The following is a 16158-nucleotide window of genomic DNA, read 5'->3' as shown; positions in this document are numbered from 1 at the left end:
GAGACCGTATCGAGCTAGAACGTGCCCAGCTTGATGATCGACAGGATCGCGATCAGCTGGATGGCCGAGGCGCCGAGGGCCTTCGGCCACGGGAGGTCGTGGGACTTGCTGACCATGAGGGTCAGCAGGGCACCCGCCGCGACCCAGGTCACCCAGCCCAGGAGCTGGACGAAGGAGGCGTCGCCGCCGAAGAACATGGCGACGACCAGGCGCGGGGCGTCCGTGAGGGACATGATCAGCATGGAGAGGCCGACCGTGGGCTGCCAGGCGCCGTCGCCGCCGAGCTGGCGGGCCAGGGTGTGGGTGACCACGCCCAGGATGAAGGTACTGATGACGATCGCCACAGCGGTCGTCAGGACGATCGGGACCGCGTTGGAGAGCGTCGCGTTGATCGCGTCCGAGCGCGCGCCGTCGAAGCCGAAGACCGCCAGCAGGCCGTAGAGGAACGTCACGATCAGGGCCGGGGCCCACATCGTGTAGTCGCGCATCTGGAGGAAGGTCTGGTTGGGGCTGGTGACGATGCCCCTCAGCAGGTCCTTCCAGTGCAGGCGCGGGCCCACCGGCGGGGCCGCGGCCTGGCCGGCGCGGTAGGTCTCGCCCTGGCTGTACGGGTCCTCGCCGACCGAGAAGGCCTGGGTGTGGCCGGGGCTGTTCGCCGCGTACGGGTCCGGGCCCTGCTGCGGGTGCCCGTCACCGAAGTACTCCGGCTCGCCCTGGCCGCCGCGGCCACTCGCCTGCGGCCAGCCGCCCTGCTGTCCCCCGCCGTAGGGCTGCGCCCCGCCGTACTGCTGGCCCCCGTACTGCTGCTGCGGCGGCGCAGGCGGATAGCCGTACGGCGGCTGCTGGCCTCCTTGGGGGGCCTGCTGCCCGTACGACGGTCGGTGTTGTTGCGGTCGCGCTTGCGGGGGGCGATTGTCCCGGCCGCCGCGTCCGATCCTGAATCCAGCCACGTTATCGAACGTACCTGGTCCCGGAGAGTGAGGTGCCGGGCCCGGGGCAACGGGCCCGGCATTGGGGCCGACCTGTGACATCCCCTAAGGGGGACGTCACAGGAAATCTCCGGGGTCATTCCGGGGTCACCGCAGCAGCGCGAAGCCGAACCTCGGGTAGCCGGATGTCGAGATGCCTGCCGCCGATGGGCCGAAGCTGAGCGCGTTCTTCGTGGTGATGCCGGAGGAGGAGCCGCGCAGGGTCCACAGGGCGCCATCGGCGTTGTTCTCGCCGTCGGCGCCGATGGAGAGGTCGGCGCGGCCGTCGCCGTTGAGGTCGGCGAGGCGGACCGCCTTGCCGAACTGGTCGGTCTTCTCGGCGGTGCCGGGGACGCCGGCGGTGTTCTGGGTGAACGACTTGGCGTCGGAGGTGGACAGGCCGGTCGCCGAGCCGCGGAGGACCGTGACGCTGCCGGCGAGGACGGCCGAGCCGATGTCCTCGTAGAGCGCCCCGACGGCCACGTCGGCGCGGCCGTCGCCGTCGATGTCGCCGATGGCGAGGGAGGAGCCGAACCAGTCGGAGTCCTCGGCCGTGCCCGGAACTCCGGGGGTGTCCTGGTCGATGGTCTGGCGCGGGGTGGTGGCGATGCCGTTGGGGCCGCCGAGGTAGGTGTTGATGGAGCCGCCGTCGCCCTCGCGCACGGCGTCCGGGGCCGCGCTCGAGACCACGTCGTCGTAGCCGTCGCCATTGAGGTCGCCCACGGCCGCCGTCTCCCAGGCGTGGTTGTTCAGTACGGCCTGGAAGGCGAGCCCGCTGGAGGAGCCCAGGTACACCAGGGTGCCGTCGGTGTACGTCGACGCGTCGGGGTTGTACGTGCCGCTGACCGCCAGGTCGTCGGTGCCGTCGCCGTTGATGTCGCCGGCGCTCAGGGACTGGGCGCCGTAGATGCCGTTGCCGGGCTCCAGGTCCGTGGCCAGCTCGTACCGGGACGCGGCGCCGGAGGCCTTCGTGTAGCCGCCCCGGTGGATCCAGATGTCCCGGCCCGTGCCGCCGACGGCGAGGTCGGCCTTGCCGTCCCCGCTGAAGTCGCCGACGGCGAGGGACATGCCGTACTGGTCGTGGGCCGAGGGAGCGGGATCGGGGACCGCCTGTCCGCCGGAGAGGCCGTTCTTGCCGCCCCAGATGATCACGGCCGTACCGCCGTCGGCGTCGGAGCCGACGTCCTCCTTCGCGGCGCCGACCACGAGATCGGCGTACCCGTCGCGGTTGAGGTCGCCGGAGGCGAGCGCGGTGCCGAACTCGTCCTCCTTCTCGGCCGTGCCCGGGACGCCGGTGGAGTTCTGCGTGATGACCGTGCGGCGGGAGGCCTTGATGCCGGACGCCGAGCCGTAGTTGACGACCACGGCGCCCGCGTAGGCCTTGCCGCCGACGGTGGCGAAGGGCGCGGCGGTGACCAGGTCGCGGTAGCCGTCGCCGTTGAAGTCGTCGGCGTACTTGGCGGGCGCGGCGGAGGCGGGGGCCGTCAGGGTGAGGGGGGTGAGGCCCGCCGCCACGAGGGCGGCGAGCGCCACCGAAGTGCGCTTACGCATAGAGGAGTTCTCCATCCAATACGTGAGGGATGTCAGCCCGCGAACACGTTCCCGAAGTACGCGTCTCCCGAAGGCCCGCCCAGCGTCACGCTGTTGAGGGACTTGGAGCCGGTCGCGGTGGTGCCGGAGGTGGTGGACTTGAAGAGCCAGACGGCGCCTTCGCCACCGTTCTCGCCGCGGGCGCCGACCGTCAGTTCCGCGCGGCCGTCGGCGTTGGCGTCCGTCAGGAAGACCGCGTCGCCGAAGTAGTCCTCGGACTCGGCGGTGCCGGGGACGTTCGCGGTGTCCTGCGAGTAGGACTTGGAGCCGGTGCCGGTCAGGCCGGAGGCGGAGCCGCGCAGGACGGTGACCTGGCCGGCGTGCTTCTTCGAGCCGAGGGTCTCGCTGTCGGAGCCGATCACGACGTCGGCGTACCCGTCGCCGTTGGTGTCGCCGGACGACAGGCTCCAGCCGAAGCCGTCCCACTTCTCGCCGGTGCCGGGGACGCCGGTGGTGTCCTGGGTGATACGGACCGGGGTGCGGGTGCTGAGGCCGCCGGACGCGCCGTACGTCACCGTGATCGCGCCGCCCAGGCCGCCGTTCGGCTCGGTGGTCGACTTCTCCATGAAGTTGCCGGTGACGATGTCGCCGTAGCCGTCCTTGTCGACGTCGGCGATGGTGGCCGCGTAGCCGCCCGCGAGCTTCTTGCTGTACTTCGGGCCGGTGGCCGAGCCGAGGTAGAGGGCGCTGCGGGTGGCGTAGTCGCCGCTGCTGGTCTCCTGCTGGCCCATGACCAGGAGGTCCGTCTTGCCGTCGCCGTTGACCTCGCCGGCGACCAGGTTGTCCGGGTAGATCGTCGTCTGGGCGATCGTGTCGACGCCGACGAGCGAAGCCGCCTTGCCCGTACGGGAGATGGGGCCCCGGAAGATGTCCAGGGAGGGTGAAGCGTTGTTGCCGGCCGCCAGGTCGGTGTGGCCGTCGCCGTCGAAGTCGCCCGCCGCGAGCGCCCAGCCCAGTTCGTTGATGTTCTCCGGCAGCGGCGAGGAGATGTCGGTGCCGGACTTCACCCCGTCCGCGCCACCCCACAGCACCGTGAGCGTGCCGTAGGAGTCGGTGGAGCCGATCTTCTCGCTGTGGACGCCGACGACGATGTCCGTGTAGCCGTCGCCGTCCATGTCGCCCGTGGTCAGGCGGTCGCCGAAGTAGTCGGACGACTCCGGGGTGCCGGGGATGCCGGTGGTGGCCTGGCTGATGATCTGCCGCTTGGAGGTGTCGAGGCCGCTCGCCGTGCCGTAGACCACGGCGACGTAACCGGCGCCGGTCTTGCCGCCGACCTTGGCGATCGGCGCGGCGATCGCGAGGTCGCGGTAGCCGTCGCCGTTGAAGTCGCCGGAGAGGCCGGAGGGTGCGGCGGAGGCGGTGGTGGCGGGCAGGGCGGTGAGCAGACCGGTGGTCAGGGTCGCGGCCAGCAGGAGGGTGCGCTTGCGCAAGACGGGGGCTCCAGGGGGGAAGCCGGGCCCGCGGAGGCGGCCCCGGCACATAGAGAGGACGTAAGGAAGGAGGGGCGGGTCAGTCGGCGAAGAGGGCGCCGAACTGCGGCGAGCCCGTCGTCGAGACGCCCGAGGTGCTCGGGGAGATGGTGCGGGAGCCGGTCGTGGTGATCTTCGTGCCGTCGGAGGGCAGGTAGGTCACCGCGCCGTTGCCGCTGTTCTCGTACGAGCCGACGAGCAGGTCGGCCTTGCCGTCGCCGGTGACGTCGTCGAGCTTCACGTCCGCGCCGAAGAGGTCGCTCTTCTCGTCGTTGCCGGGGACGCCCGCCGTGCTCTGGGCGAAGGCCTGGGTGCCGGTGGCGGTGTCGACGCCGCTCGCCGAGCCGTACAGGACGGTGACCATGCCGGTGTTGGTGACGCCGCCGATGTCCTCGTTCGGGGTGGAGATGACCACGTCCTGGTAGCCGTCGCCGTTGACGTCGCCCAGGTCCAGGTCCCAGCCGAAGCTGTCGCCCTTCTCCGAGGTGCCGGGCACGCTGCCGGTGTTCTGGGTGATGCCGGCGGTCGAGGCGGGACCGGACGCGGAGCCATAGGTGATGTTCACCTTGCCGCCGTCGGCGGAGTCCGGGACGGTCGTGCCGTCGCTGGTCTTGCTGTCCCAGCCGGCGCCGCTGACGATGTCGCCGTAGCCGTCGCCGTTGATGTCGCCGATGCCGGTGACGATGCCGGGCTTGAGGGCCTGGGCGGACGCGACGCTCAGACCGCTCGCGGTGCCGGGCACGAAGTAGTTGGTGTTCCAGCCGTCGGTGGTCTGCGTCTCGTAGCCGTCGACCACGAGGTCGGTGCGGCCGTCGCCGTTCACATCACCGGCGGTGAGGCTCATCGGGCCGTACGGGTAGTCGTTGGTGCCCGTGATGATCGGGGGCTTGATGGTCGTACGGCCGCCCGGCGTGCCGGCGGTCGTGAAGCCGCCCTTGTAGACGTAGATGGTGCTGGACGAGCTGCCGACGGCCAGGTCGGCCTTGCCGTCGCCGTCGAAGTCGCCCGCGGCCAGGTCCTTGCCCCAGTAGTCGTGCGAGGAGGCGGCCGGGTCCGGGACGTCGATGCCCTTGCCGGTGAGGCCGCTCGCGGAGCCCCAGAGGATGGCGAGGCCGCCGCCGTTGGTGTCGGTGCCGACCTTCTCCCACGGGGTGCCGACGGCGAGGTCGTCGTAGCCGTCGCCGTTGAAGTCGGCGTACGCCGTCTCGCCGCCGAAGCCGTCCCCGGCCTCGGCGGTGCCCGGGACGCCGGTGGTGTTCTGGCTGATCGTGGAGCGCTTGGCGGACGATACGCCGGTGCTGGTGCCGTAGAGCACGACGACCTGACCGGCGCCCGAACGGCCATTCACATAGGCGGTGTTGGCCGAGGCGACGACGTCGCCGATTCCGTCTCCGTTGAAGTCGGCCTGCGGGACCTTGAAGGAGTCCGCGGCCGTCGCCGACACGGCCGAGATCGTGAGCAGACCGCCCGTCAGCGCGGCCGCGGTGGCCGTCGCGAGGGCGAGTCGCAGGTGGTGCCGGTTGTTCTTGGGCATGCGGGTTCTCCTGCGGCATGCGGGGATGTCTGGCGGACATCCACAGTCGATGGGGTGCGGATCACTCGCGTTTGCCTGGAGTTGTCCTGGGGTTCGCGGGGTGATCGGCGAACAGGAGACCGTTGGTGGGGGGTGGGGGTTGTACGTGAGTTCGGTAAATCTTTGAGATTGGCGGGTTGAGCGGGGTTGGTGCGGCGTCGGGGCCAGTGTGCTGCGCCTTGTGGCGGGGCCGGTTCCTGGAGCGGGGGGGGGGGGGGGGGGGGGGGGGGGGGGGGGGGGGGCAGCCCCCCCCCCCCCCGCCGTCGGTCACCCTGGACCAGGTCGAGGACGTGGTCGTGGCGACGCTGGAACAGACGCCGGCGAACGCAACCCACTGGTCGCGGGCCTCGATGGCCAAGCGGTTACCGACGAATTTCCGGCGCAGCACACCAGGGGCGCCACCGGGCACCGGACGGGACTGACGGCGTCCCCCGGGATCGCTCGACCATGGCTTCAGCCGACGGCCGCGACCTCGTCCGCCGTCTGTGGCCGTGGCACCAGCCCATCGGCCTGATCCGGCGAAGTGCCCGCCGCGGCGGCCGCGGTGCGGAGCCGGCGCAGAAGGAGCACCGCGGCGGCTACCAGCAGCGCGTCGCGGACGGCCAGGGTGACGACGGCGGACCAGGTGCCGTTGATGAGGTTCCAGTAGGTAAACGGGTAGAGGACCAAGGTGAAACCGCACGCCGCGAGGATCATGCGGGCCGGAACCCGAATCCCGGAGGTGCGCCAGCTGGTGCCGACGGCGGCGAGCCCGACGGCCCAGATCATGAACTGGGGGCTGAACACCCGGCTGGTGAAGATGCAGAGCAACACGGCCGCAAGGCCCAGGACGGAGGGAGCGGCGCCGGTGAAGAAGCTCGCCGGAAGCCGCAACCTCAACCACACCAGCCAGGCAAGCCCCAGGACGTTCAGGACCAGGAGTGCGTGGGCCGTGAGTTCCACGTATGGCCCCGTGAACTGCATTGCGCCATAGGCCATCGTCACCTCTCCCGGCCAGCCGAAGTGGCGTGCCACGTGAAAGGGCAGCGCGCCGAACGACTCGATCTGGAGACCGCGGTCCCGCTGCCCGGAGAGGAAGGACCACGCCCCGGCCAGGACGGAGCCGAGCGCCAGGCAGATACCGGCGGCGATTCCCAGAGCACGCTTCCATGCCGTGCGCATGGCGACTTTTGACCCGACCCCCAGCAGCACAAGCAGGGGCCAGAGCTTCATGCTTGCCCCGACGCCGGCCAGGGCGCCCCCGACGCCGGCACGGGTGGGCAGCCAGAGCAGAGCGGCCACGCAGATGCCCGTGACCGTGATGTCCAGGCGCGCATAGGGCATCGACCCGAGCAGTGGGATGCCGATCGTCCAGACCCACGCGCCCATCACGCTGCGCCCGGGCCGACGGCCGGTGCGCACCAGCGCGGCGAACACGGCGGCGTCGACCAGGAAGGTGACCAGGACGAAAGCCTGCTTGTAGGTGAGCCCCGGTAGCAGCGCGGGCGCCAGGACCGCCAGAGACATGCCCGGAGGGTACTGCCAGGTGACGTCTCCCACCGGGTAGCTCCAGGACTGAAAGCTGTGCAGCCACCCTTGGTAGATGGCGATTTCGCCGTCGTTCCAGTCCACGCCCGCCATGGGGATCAGGCCGAACACCAGCATCAGCAACAGCAGTCTGCTGATCCCCCACTCCAGGAGCGGCCCTGCTTGTCGTCCCAGGTCCCGTTGGTGGCCGATCATGAGTTTCCTTTCCTCCGTGTCGCGCGCCGCATATGGCGGCACCTCGTCAGGCGGCGGACGTCCCGGGCCGGACGTGAGACGGCGCAACTGGCACGTGGAGGCCCCTGTTCGAGGCCAACGGCGTCGGATGTTTCAGGTCAAAGGATGGCGAAAGGCCACGGGAACCCTAGGGCAGCCACCGCTTCGGGGTACCGGCGCGTGGCGCGGCTTCGGCACTTTTCGCCCGTTCGGCGGGCTTGAACGTTAGTTGTTGCGTGACTTCTCCTGGCGGTGCGTCAGTTCCTCGCCGGGGCCCGAAGCTGGAACCGCTGCTGCTTCTCCCGCCATGGCCGCGAGCCGTGGCGCTTCCCGCCCGCCGTAGCCCGTACGGGCTGGACACCCCGCTCGACGGCACCGTCACCGTGGCCGTACGCCCGTACGTCACCGCTCACGAACAGCGCGAGCGGCGCCGCGAACTGGCCCTGGCCACGCTGGGGCCGGACATGCCCGGCCCGCCCGGACACCCCACCGGGAGAGCTCCGCTTCCTCGCCGAGCGCCTGACCGAGGCCCTCCACGTCGCACTCCACGTCGCCCTCCGCGTCGCCGAGAGCCGTGGCCGAAGGCTGGACCACTTGAACGGACCGGGAACGGCGACGCCCCCTGCCCGGTGGGAGCAGGGGGCGTCGGTCGTACCGATCGGGCCGGTGGCCGGTTACTTCACCGGCTCCGGCTCCGGCGCGCTCTCCGTCTCCGCCTCGCCCGCCGGGTCGACCGGCGTCTTGACGGAGTCGAGCAGGAGCTGGGCGACGTCGACGACCTGGATGGACTCCTTGGCCTTGCCGTCGTTCTTCTTGCCGTTGACCGAGTCGGTCAGCATGACGAGGCAGAACGGGCAGGCGGTCGACACGATGTCGGGGTTGAGGGACAGGGCCTCGTCCACGCGCTCGTTGTTGATGCGCTTGCCGATCCGCTCCTCCATCCACATCCGCGCGCCACCGGCGCCACAGCAGAAGCCGCGCTCCTTGTGGCGGTGCATTTCCTGCTGACGCAGGCCCGGGACGGCGGACATGATCTCGCGCGGGGGCGTGTAGATCTTGTTGTGGCGGCCCAGGTAGCACGGGTCGTGGTAGGTGATCAGACCCTCGACCGGGGTGACCGGGAGCAGCTTGCCCTCGTCGATGAGGTGCTGGAGCAGCTGGGTGTGGTGGATGACCTCGTAGTCGCCGCCGAGCTGCGGGTACTCGTTGCCGATGGTGTTGAGGCAGTGCGGGCAGGTGGCAACGATCTTCTTCGCCGACCTCGGCTTCTTGGTCGACTCGTCCTCGTCATCCTCACCGAACGCCATGTTCAGGGCTGCCACGTTCTCCATGGCGAGTTCCTGGAACAGGGGCTCGTTGCCGAGACGGCGCGGGGAGTCACCTGTGCACTTCTCGTCGCCGCCCATGATCGCGAACTTGACGCCCGCCATGTGCAGCAGCTCGGCGAAGGCCTTCGTGGTCTTCTTGGCGCGGTCCTCCAGGGCGCCGGCGCAGCCGACCCAGTACAGGTACTCGACCTCGGTCAGGTCCTCGATGTCACGTCCGACGACCGGGATCTCGAAGTCGACTTCCTTCGTCCACTCCAGGCGCTGCTTCTTGGCCAGACCCCAGGGGTTGCCCTTCTTCTCCAGGTTCTTGAGCATCGTGCCCGCCTCGGACGGGAACGCGCTCTCGATCATCACCTGGTAGCGGCGCATGTCGACGATGTGGTCGATGTGCTCGATGTCGACCGGGCACTGCTCGACACAGGCGCCGCAGGTGGTGCAGGACCACAGGACGTCGGGGTCGATGACGCCGTTCTCCTCGACGGTGCCGATGAGGGGGCGCTCGGCCTCCGCGAGGGCGGCGGCGGGCACGTCCTTCAGGGCCTCGGCCGAAGCCTTCTCGTTGCCCTCCATGTCCTTGCCGCCACCGGCGAGCAGGTACGGCGCCTTGGCGTGCGCGTGGTCCCGGAGGGACATGATCAGCAGCTTCGGGGAGAGCGGCTTGCCCGTGTTCCAGGCGGGGCACTGCGACTGGCAGCGACCGCACTCGGTGCACGTGGAGAAGTCCAGCAGGCCCTTCCAGGAGAACTGCTCGACCTGGGAGACACCGAAGACGTCGTCTTCACCGGGGTCGGTGAAGTCGATGGCCTTGCCGCCGGAGGTCATGGGGAGCAGCGCGCCGAGGGCGGTCTCACCGGTCGCGTTCCGCTTGAACCAGATGTTCGGGAAGGCGAGGAAACGGTGCCAGGCGACACCCATGTTGGTGTTCAGCGAGACCACGATCATCCAGATGAACGAGGTGCCGATCTTGATCATCGCGACCAGGTAGACCAGGTTCTGCAGCGCGGAGACGCTCAGGCCCTTGAAGGCCAGGACCAGCGGGTACGAGGCGAAGTAGCCAGCCTCGTAGCCCTCCACGTGGTGGATCGCGCCCTCCAGGCCGCGCAGCACGTAGATGGCCAGGCCGATGGTGAGGATGACGTACTCGACGAAGTACGCCTGTCCGGCCTTGGAGCCCGTGAAGCGGGACTTGCGGCCGGCCCGGGAGGGCAGGCTGAGCAGCCGGATCGCCATCAGGACGACGATGCCGAGGACGGTCATCACGCCGATGAACTCGGTGTACATCTCGAACGGCAGGAAGTCGCCGATGAGCGGCAGCACCCAGTCGGCCTTGAAGAGCTGACCGAACGCCTGCGCCAGGGTCGGCGGGAGCGTCAGGAAGCCGACTGCCACGAACCAGTGGGCGAAGCCGACGATGCCCCACCGGTTCATGCGCGTGTGGCCGAGGAACTCCCTGACCAGCGTCACACTGCGCTGATAGGGGTTGTCGGTCCGGGCGCCGGCGGGTACCGGCTGGCCGATCTTGAAGTACGCGACGAACTGGCCGATGGCGCGGGCGAGCAGCGCAACGCCGACCACGGTCAGGACCAGCGACACAATGATCGCGGCGAGTTGCATTTGGGGGCTCCTCGGGCCTGCGAGGTGTTGCTCCGAGTGTGACCTCGAAGGTGATTACTAAGCGGTAACTTATGCAGTCCGTCTGAGACTACCCACTTCTCTCGCCGCACTGTAGCCAGCGGTGCGGTGATCTGCGTCGCTGAGGCTTCCCTGACTCCCCAGGTCCCGGACCGGCGGATCGACTCGTAAAGCCGATCGTGTTATTCGCACCATATCGTGACATTTGCGCCTAAATTAGCGACGTGTTGTACGGAATCGCCGCCGCCACCGCCGCCCTGCTCCTCGCCGCCGTGTTCGCCGCGCTGCTGCGGATGTTCGCCCTGCGCTTCGGGGTGGTCGAGCGGCGGCGGGTGCGGAAGGTGCCGCTGCTGGGCGGGGTGGCGGTGGTCGCGGCGACCGGGTTCGTCGCCGGGGTGGGGGACTGGACGGACGTCGCTCCGCTGGGGCCGGAGGCCGGGCGGCTGCTGGTCGTCGGGATCGGGGTCGCGGTGCTCGGGCTGGTCGCCGACCTGTGGTCCTTGCCGCCCGCGGTTCAGGTGGCCGTCGTGAGCGGCGGGGCCGCGCTGACCGTGCCGTACGACGAACTCGGACTCCCGGCCGGGCTGCTGGCCGTCGCGTGGGTCGTGTTCGTCACACACGCCTTCGCCTCTCTCGATCATGCCGACGGTGTGATGGGGACCGTCGGGGTCGTCACCGCCTTCGCGCTGAGCGGGGGTGCTGCCGCCGAGGTGATGGACGGGCTCGCGGCGCTGCTGAGCGTGCTGGCCGCGGCGCTCACCGGGTTCCTGATGCAGGGCTGGCCTCCGGCCCGGATCGTGGCGGGGCGGTGTGGTGCGCTGTTCGCCGGGTTCGTGCTCGCGTCTGCGGGGGTGCTGGTGCATGCCGGGCGGGAGCCGGGGGCGAGTGCCGCCGCCCTCTTCTCGCTGGCGGCGGTCGCGGTCGCCGATCTCGCGCTCGTGGCCCGGCGTCGTGGCGGGCATCTCGCGCACCGGCTGCGGCGGCTCGGGCTGACCGGGCGCGGCGTCGTGGTCGTGATCGGGGTCGCGGCGTTCGGCTGTGCGCTGGTCGGGTTGCTCGTCGATCTGGGGTGGGTGGGCGGGGGTGCCGCGTGGTGGGTGGCGGGGGGTGTGGGGCTGGTGGTGGTCGGGGGGCGTGCGCGTCGGGTTTCTCGCCCCCGCCGCCCCTACCCTCCGCCACTCTCGGCTTCGCTCGAGCGGGGGGACCCCCATCGTCACCTGGGGCTCCACCCCCAGACCCCCGTATCGCGCTGACGCGCTCGTCCGTAAACGCCGGACGGGCTGAAAGATCTCCAGCAGCCGGACGGGCTAAAGATCTCCAGCGGTCGGACGGGCTGAGAATCACCCCAGCTCAGACCCCACCTGCGCGTAAGCAATAGATAAGAGTTGAGCCACCCCGACTCAGCTCTGTTGACCGAGCGGCGGGCGTCGTGCACACTTGAGTCCGTTCCACTCAAGTCATTGCTGGAGGAATTGAAATGGCACGTGCGGTCGGCATCGACCTGGGCACGACTAACTCCGTCGTCAGCGTTCTGGAGGGCGGCGAGCCCACCGTCATCACCAACGCCGAGGGCGCCAGGACCACGCCGTCCGTCGTCGCCTTCGCCAAGAATGGTGAGGTGCTCGTCGGCGAGGTCGCCAAGCGCCAGGCGGTCACGAACGTGGACCGGACGATTCGGTCCGTGAAGCGTCACATGGGCACGGACTGGAAGATCGAGCTCGACGGGAAGCAGTTCAACCCGCAGCAGATGAGCGCCTTCATCCTGCAGAAGCTGAAGCGCGACGCCGAGGCCTACCTGGGTGAGAAGGTCACGGACGCGGTCATCACCGTTCCCGCGTACTTCAACGACTCCGAGCGTCAGGCGACGAAGGAGGCCGGCGAGATCGCCGGTCTGAACGTCCTGCGCATTGTCAACGAGCCGACGGCCGCCGCCCTGGCCTACGGCCTCGACAAGGACGACCAGACCATCCTCGTCTTCGACCTCGGCGGCGGCACGTTCGACGTGTCCCTGCTGGAGATCGGCGACGGCGTCGTCGAGGTGAAGGCCACCAACGGTGACAACCACCTCGGTGGTGACGACTGGGACCAGCGTGTCGTCGACTACCTGGTGAAGCAGTTCCAGTCCGGTCACGGCGTGGACCTGTCCAAGGACAAGATGGCCCTCCAGCGCCTCCGCGAGGCCGCCGAGAAGGCCAAGATCGAGCTGTCCTCGTCCACCGAGACCTCGATCAACCTGCCCTACATCACGGCGTCCGCCGAGGGCCCGCTGCACCTGGACGAGAAGCTCACGCGCGCCCAGTTCCAGCAGCTCACCGCCGACCTTCTGGAGCGCTGCAAGACGCCGTTCCACAACGTCATCAAGGACGCGGGCATCAACCTCTCCGAGATCGACCACGTCGTTCTCGTCGGTGGCTCCACCCGCATGCCGGCCGTCGCCGAGCTCGTCAAGGAGCTGACCGGTGGCAATGAGGCCAACAAGGGCGTGAACCCGGACGAGGTCGTCGCCATCGGCGCCGCCCTGCAGGCCGGCGTCCTCAAGGGTGAGGTCAAGGACGTCCTGCTCCTCGACGTCACCCCGCTGTCCCTCGGTATCGAAACCAAGGGCGGCATCATGACGAAGCTCATCGACCGGAACACGACGATCCCGACCAAGCGGTCCGAGATCTTCACCACGGCCGAGGACAACCAGCCCTCCGTGCAGATCCAGGTCTACCAGGGCGAGCGCGAGATCGCGGCGTACAACAAGAAGCTCGGGATGTTCGAGCTGACCGGTCTGCCGCCGGCCCCGCGTGGTGTCCCGCAGATCGAGGTCGCCTTCGACATCGACGCCAACGGCATCATGCACGTCACGGCCAAGGACCTCGGCACCGGCAAGGAGCAGAAGATGACCGTCACCGGCGGCTCCTCGCTGCCGAAGGACGAGGTCAACCGGATGCGCGAAGAGGCCGAGAAGTACGCGGAGGAGGACCACGCCCGCCGCGAGGCCGCCGAGACCCGCAACCAGGGCGAGCAGCTCGTCTACCAGACGGAGAAGTTCCTCAAGGACAACGAGGACAAGGTCCCGGGTGACGTCAAGACCGAGGTCGAGGCGTCCATCGAGGAGCTGAAGGCCGCGCTCAAGGGCGAGGACACCGCCGAGATCCGCACCGCGACCGAGAAGGTCGCCGCCGTCTCGCAGAAGCTGGGCCAGGCCATGTACGCCGACGCCCAGGCCGCGCAGGCCGCGGGCGGCGACGCTCCCGGCGCCGAGGCCCCGAAGGCCGACGACGACGTCGTCGACGCCGAGATCGTCGACGAGGACCGTAAGGACGGTGCCGCGTGACGGAGGAGACCCCGGGTTTCGAAGAGAAGCCTGACGTCCCCTCCGGCGCCACCCCTGACGACGCCGAGCCGAAGGCCGCCCCCACGGAGGGGGCGGCCCCGGCCGGGGACGCGGCAACAGCAGCCCAGACGGCGGGCCTGACGGCCCAGCTGGACCAGGTACGTACGGCGCTCGGTGAGCGCACGGCGGACCTCCAGCGGCTCCAGGCCGAGTACCAGAACTACCGCCGTCGGGTCGAGCGCGACCGGATCGCGGTCAAGGAGATCGCCATCGCGAACCTCCTGACCGAGCTCCTGCCCGTGCTCGACAACATCGCCCGCGCACGGGACCACGGCGAACTGGTCGGCGGCTTCAAGTCGGTGGCCGAGTCGCTCGAGACCGTCGCGGCGAAGATGGGGCTCCAGCATTTCGGCAAGGAGGGCGAGCCCTTCGACCCGACGATCCACGAGGCCCTGATGCACTCGTACGCGCCCGACGTCACGGAGACGACGTGCGTGGCGATTCTGCAGCCGGGGTATCGCATCGGCGAGCGCACCATCCGCCCCGCGCGGGTGGCCGTCGCCGAGCCCCAGCCGGGGGCGCAGACCGTCAAGGCCGACGAGGCCGAGGCGGCCGACGACAAGGAGAACGGTGGCCCGGACGAGGGCTGACGTTGCATCGATGAGAGAGGAGGGACGTCGAGGATGAGCACCAAGGACTTCATCGAGAAGGACTTCTACAAGGTCCTCGGCGTCCCCAAGGACGCCACCGAGGCCGAGATCAAGAAGGCGTACCGGAAGCTCGCCCGCGAGTTCCACCCGGACGCCAACAAGGGCAATGCCAAGGCCGAGGAGCGCTTCAAGGAGATCTCCGAGGCGAACGACGTCCTCGGCGACCCCAAGAAGCGCAAGGAGTACGACGAGGCACGCGCTCTCTTCGGCAACGGCGGCTTCCGTCCCGGACCCGGCGCCGGAGGCGGCTCCTTCAACTTCGACCTGGGCGACCTCTTCGGAGGCGGCACCCAGGGCCAAGGCGCGGGAGGCGGCTTCGGCGGTGGCATCGGTGACGTCTTCGGGGGCCTGTTCAACCGCGGCGGCGCGGGCACGGGTACGCGTGTGCAGCCCCGGCGCGGTCAGGACATCGACACCGAGGTGACGCTCAGCTTCACCGAGGCCGTGGACGGGGCGACGGTCCCGCTGCGGATGACCTCGCAGGCGCCCTGCAAGGCCTGCTCCGGCACCGGCGACGCGAACGGCACACCGCGGGTGTGCCCGACGTGCGTCGGCACCGGCCAGGTGGCCCGCGGCTCGGGCGGCGGCTTCTCGCTGACCGACCCCTGCCCGGACTGCAAGGGCCGCGGTCTGATCGCGGAGAACCCCTGCGAGGTCTGCAGCGGCAGCGGCCGCGCCAAGTCGTCGCGCACGATGCAGGTCCGCATTCCGGCGGGGGTGAGCGACGGCCAGCGGATTCGCCTCCGCGGCAAGGGCGCACCCGGCGAACGGGGCGGTCCTTCGGGCGACTTGTACGTCACCGTCCATGTCGACGCCCACCCGGTCTTCGGCCGCAAGGGCGACAACCTCACCATCACCGTGCCCGTCACCTTCGCGGAGGCGGCGCTCGGCGGCGAGGTGCGCGTGCCCACCCTGGGCGGGCCGCCGGTCACCCTGAAGCTGCCGCCGGGCACGCCCAACGGCCGCACGATGCGCGCCCGCGGCAAGGGCGCGGTCCGCAAGGACGGCACCCGCGGCGACCTCCTCGTCACCGTCGAGGTCATGGTCCCCATGGACGTGTCGGGCAAGGCTCGTGACGCCCTGGAGGCGTATCGCGAGGCGACCGCGGGCGAGGACCCGCGGGCGGAGCTGTTCCAGGCCGCGAAGGGAGCATGAGGACGCCATGGATGGAACCGGCCGTCGACGCAACCCGTACGAACTGACCGAGGAGACCCCGGTCTACGTCATCTCGGTGGCGGCCCAACTTTCCGGCCTGCACCCGCAGACCCTCCGCCAGTACGACCGCCTCGGCCTGGTCTCTCCCGACCGCACGGCCGGGCGAGGCCGCCGCTACTCGGCCCGCGACATCGAACTGCTGCGCGCCGTCCAGCAGTTGTCGCAGGACGAGGGCATCAACCTCGCCGGCATCAAGCGCATCATCGAACTGGAGAACCAGGTCGCCGCCCTCCAGTCCCGCGTCGCGGAACTGGAATCGGCCCTCGACGGCGCGGCGGCGGCGATGCAGCAGCGCGAGGCCGCGGTCCACGCCTCGTACCGGCGTGACCTGGTCCCGTACCAGGAGGTCCAGCAGACGAGTGCGCTGGTGGTGTGGCGGCCGAAGCGGTCGTCGGAGTAGCACCCCGACTGCTGCCCCAACTGCGCGAAGGGGCCCGGGGGGGGGGGGGGGGGGGGGGGGGGGGGCGGCGGGGGGGGGGGGGGGGGGGGGGGGGGGGGAAAGAGGGGGGGGGGGGGGGGGGGGGGGGTGACTGGGGCCTGCCCCGCCGCCCACACCCGCGAGCTCTTCCTGCCCCCCCGCTCCCGGTCGGCCTCGCGCATGGCGCGGCCCC

Annotated in this window: 12 protein-coding genes; 5 read left to right on the top strand and 7 right to left on the bottom strand. The window is 70.1% G+C overall.

Going from position 1 to position 16158, the window contains the following annotated elements; all coding sequences use genetic code 11:
• Positions 1-14: 14 nt before the first annotated feature.
• From ACZ4WS_RS40940 to ACZ4WS_RS40910, 7 genes are all read right to left on the bottom strand, one after another.
• Complete coding sequence (locus ACZ4WS_RS40940) at positions 15-1031, bottom strand: Yip1 family protein (RefSeq protein ID WP_467988270.1); 1017 nt, start codon at positions 1029-1031, stop codon at positions 15-17.
• 45 nt (positions 1032-1076) lie between these two features.
• Positions 1077-2519: an FG-GAP and VCBS repeat-containing protein gene (locus ACZ4WS_RS40935; RefSeq protein WP_467988269.1), complete on the bottom strand. Its 1443-nt coding sequence runs from the start codon at positions 2517-2519 to the stop codon at positions 1077-1079.
• 32 nt (positions 2520-2551) lie between these two features.
• Positions 2552-3988 (bottom strand): FG-GAP-like repeat-containing protein, encoded by a 1437-nt coding sequence (locus tag ACZ4WS_RS40930; protein WP_467988268.1) that lies wholly within the window; start codon positions 3986-3988, stop codon positions 2552-2554.
• A gap of 79 nt (positions 3989-4067) precedes the next feature.
• Positions 4068-5561: an FG-GAP-like repeat-containing protein gene (locus tag ACZ4WS_RS40925; RefSeq protein ID WP_467988267.1), complete on the bottom strand. Its 1494-nt coding sequence runs from the start codon at positions 5559-5561 to the stop codon at positions 4068-4070.
• A 492-nt stretch (positions 5562-6053) separates the two neighbouring features.
• Positions 6054-7322: a glycosyltransferase 87 family protein gene (locus ACZ4WS_RS40920; protein ID WP_467988266.1), complete on the bottom strand. Its 1269-nt coding sequence runs from the start codon at positions 7320-7322 to the stop codon at positions 6054-6056.
• A 275-nt stretch (positions 7323-7597) separates the two neighbouring features.
• Positions 7598-7825 (bottom strand): hypothetical protein, encoded by a 228-nt coding sequence (locus ACZ4WS_RS40915; protein WP_467988383.1) that lies wholly within the window; start codon positions 7823-7825, stop codon positions 7598-7600.
• 189 nt (positions 7826-8014) lie between these two features.
• Entirely contained in the window at positions 8015-10282 is a 2268-nt protein-coding gene (locus ACZ4WS_RS40910; protein WP_467988265.1) for a (Fe-S)-binding protein, read from the bottom strand.
• 242 nt (positions 10283-10524) lie between these two features.
• Here ACZ4WS_RS40910 and ACZ4WS_RS40905 point away from each other — a divergent pair, with 242 nt between their 5' ends.
• The 5 genes from ACZ4WS_RS40905 (at position 10525) to ACZ4WS_RS40885 (ending at position 15947) form a co-directional block, all read left to right on the top strand.
• Positions 10525-11553 (top strand): MraY family glycosyltransferase, encoded by a 1029-nt coding sequence (locus ACZ4WS_RS40905; protein WP_467988263.1) that lies wholly within the window; start codon positions 10525-10527, stop codon positions 11551-11553.
• A 224-nt stretch (positions 11554-11777) separates the two neighbouring features.
• Positions 11778-13622 carry a molecular chaperone DnaK gene (gene dnaK, locus ACZ4WS_RS40900; protein WP_467988262.1) on the top strand — a complete coding sequence of 615 codons (1845 nt, stop codon included), beginning with the start codon at positions 11778-11780 and terminating at the stop codon, positions 13620-13622.
• Complete coding sequence (grpE, locus tag ACZ4WS_RS40895) at positions 13619-14272, top strand: nucleotide exchange factor GrpE (protein ID WP_467988261.1); 654 nt, start codon at positions 13619-13621, stop codon at positions 14270-14272. Before dnaK ends, grpE begins: the two co-directional genes overlap by 4 nt.
• A 33-nt stretch (positions 14273-14305) precedes the next feature.
• Positions 14306-15487: a molecular chaperone DnaJ gene (dnaJ, locus tag ACZ4WS_RS40890; protein ID WP_467988260.1), complete on the top strand. Its 1182-nt coding sequence runs from the start codon at positions 14306-14308 to the stop codon at positions 15485-15487.
• A gap of 7 nt (positions 15488-15494) precedes the next feature.
• A complete protein-coding gene (locus tag ACZ4WS_RS40885; protein WP_467988259.1) occupies positions 15495-15947 on the top strand; it encodes a heat shock protein transcriptional repressor HspR in 453 nt (150 codons plus the stop codon).
• The last annotated feature ends 211 nt before the right edge of the window (positions 15948-16158 follow it).

The sequence above is a fragment of the Streptomyces sp. NPDC029292 genome (genome assembly GCF_055569295.1).
Note: the sequence above shows the minus strand (reverse complement) of the source record. Positions and strands in the feature narration are given on the sequence as shown.